The 2,082-nt window shown below is 36.8% G+C and carries 3 protein-coding genes; 1 reads left to right on the top strand and 2 read right to left on the bottom strand.

Going from position 1 to position 2,082, the window contains the following annotated elements; genetic code table 11:
• Positions 1-125: 125 nt before the first annotated feature.
• Positions 126-296 (bottom strand): hypothetical protein, encoded by a 171-nt coding sequence (locus EDD57_RS14565; RefSeq protein ID WP_165873857.1) that lies wholly within the window; start codon positions 294-296, stop codon positions 126-128.
• 424 nt (positions 297-720) lie between these two features.
• Positions 721-1,140, bottom strand: a complete 420-nt coding sequence (locus tag EDD57_RS14185) for a hypothetical protein (RefSeq protein WP_131850066.1) — start codon at positions 1,138-1,140, stop codon at positions 721-723.
• Positions 1,141-1,290: 150 nt separating this feature from the next.
• Between EDD57_RS14185 and EDD57_RS14180 the strand changes: the two genes are divergently transcribed.
• Positions 1,291-1,989 (top strand): hypothetical protein, encoded by a 699-nt coding sequence (locus EDD57_RS14180; RefSeq protein ID WP_131850065.1) that lies wholly within the window; start codon positions 1,291-1,293, stop codon positions 1,987-1,989.
• The last annotated feature ends 93 nt before the right edge of the window (positions 1,990-2,082 follow it).

Raw genomic sequence — 2,082 nt, 5'->3', positions numbered from 1 at the left:
GATAAAACTAAAGGGCATGAGTCCGGTTCAATACCGAACACATACCCTGCAGATTGCTTAAAACTTCGTGTCTAACTTTTTGGGTTCACTTCATTTTGAGATACCTGCTTTTTGCTATTTTATCTTCAACTACAAAGCTTTGCTTGCTTTTTAAGGTCACGGCGTTCTTTCCAAATCTGCTTCATCTCTTCGTACAAATCATACTGTTGCAAGAACTCATGACGCTCTTTTGCCAATAAGTATTCTTGCTCCAATTGGTTTAACCGCTCTTCCAGTGCATGTAGCTTTTCTTGCATATCTCCAGCACCTCTTATCTTTTATTTTAGAGACGAGATAAACATGATTAAAACCTTATATACCCCATTTACGTAAATCAAAACCAAAAAAAGTACACTTTTTTGAATCCGATTGAAATGAAAAACGGTTATATAGATGGTTATTATTCACACACAATCCATTCTTGCTTTTGATAAAATAGGAACTACAATAAATATAATTATTTAATTGAAAGGAGTTTTTCCTATCTCAGTCAAGAATCATTATATGCCGCCATTTCTGGAAGAATTCCGATCCATGAAACTAGAAATCATGATCCGTGATCTTTCCAAACTCTCACCAGAAGATTTAATGAAAATTCGCGAAGAAATTGATCAATTACTTGATACAGAGACAAAAGAATAAACATACAAAAAACCAGCTTAGCGAAGCATAAAGCTGGTTTCATTGATTCTGTTTATAAAAAGAACGAGATAGGATCGAATCCCGAAACAATCGATACATCTTTAATGCGTCTACCGCTTTATAAAGCTCTGTACCCGCAGAGATCGCTTGCTCTTCGTTCATTCTTATGTAATCATGATTCTTTAATAATAATAAAACTTGCATACATTGTTCTTTACTGCCAAGATATTCAAAAAATAGTCGTTGCAATTCAGCAATCGTAATCGTCGGTTTTTGTCTTCTTTGTTGAAGATCTTTATCTAATTGAGGATAAACAAGAAGTCCCCATAAAATGACAATAGAAGCACGCGCGGAAGCATCCCATTTTTTATGCGGTGGTGAATCCTTGGGAGACTTCTTTGGAAAATTGATTCGTGTTGATAGGAAAGAGCTAATTTCTTTTATAGTTAAAGAATTCATTCTCATTTCCTCCTTTTTCCAAAAAATAAAGTCTATTAATGTGTATCGTCATGAATGCTCCTTTTTATACTACGTAGAAAAATAACTGTCTTTTCTGTTATATTAGTAAATATAGAGTATCCAGATTTTATGGAGAAAGGGGTTCGGAAAATGTATGATCCAAAAAAAGGGAAATATACAGAGGAAGAAAATACCCATATCATAGAGGCTATCAATAAAGGATCTGCCGTGGGTAAACGGGATCGGGATTTATTAAAGCAAATCTCACTGGATTTAAATAGAGGATACGCGGGGATTATGTCTCATGTTCGAAAACTACGTGCAGAAAACCCTAATCGATTTATCCATACTGATGGTGATCCTACCACATTTCGCTTAAACAGCTGGGACGAAGAAGAAGAGAATTTGGTAATCGATACGGTAAATCGTTCTTTGAAAGAAGGGAAATCTCTTTCAACTGCTATTGCTGAATTAGAGTCAAAACTGTCTCGGACTCAAGGTGCCATTTATCAAAGAATCTATACATTACGCCGAAAAAATCCTGAAAAATTCTCATTCATCCCGGAGCAACGTCCTCGCAAACGAAGGCAACTACAAGACTGGCAATTGAATCGTGCTACCATCCAAAAAGCACATCCTTCATTTGAAGAAGCATTAATCTTAAAAACGTTTGAAGATCGATACGGCCTATCTACTCCGGCAACAAAAGATCAATTAGTTCGATTAATGAGACAATATGGGTGCACTCGTGTTTCGATCGCTTTATTGACACTAGAAGAGGACAAAAACTTCCCCAACATCGTGGCAGATTTTTTGTCCAGTCGATTACAACACCGACATTTTCTATAAATCGAGTAGGAGGGGGTGATTAACCCCCGACCTCTCACACCACCTAGCATGCGGTTCCGCACTAGGCGGTTCACTTAAGTCTGACGAATCCAA

The organism is Baia soyae, from assembly GCF_004341445.1.
Classification (GTDB): Bacteria; Bacillota; Bacilli; order Thermoactinomycetales; family Thermoactinomycetaceae; genus Baia; species Baia soyae.
Note: the sequence above shows the minus strand (reverse complement) of the source record. Positions and strands in the feature narration are given on the sequence as shown.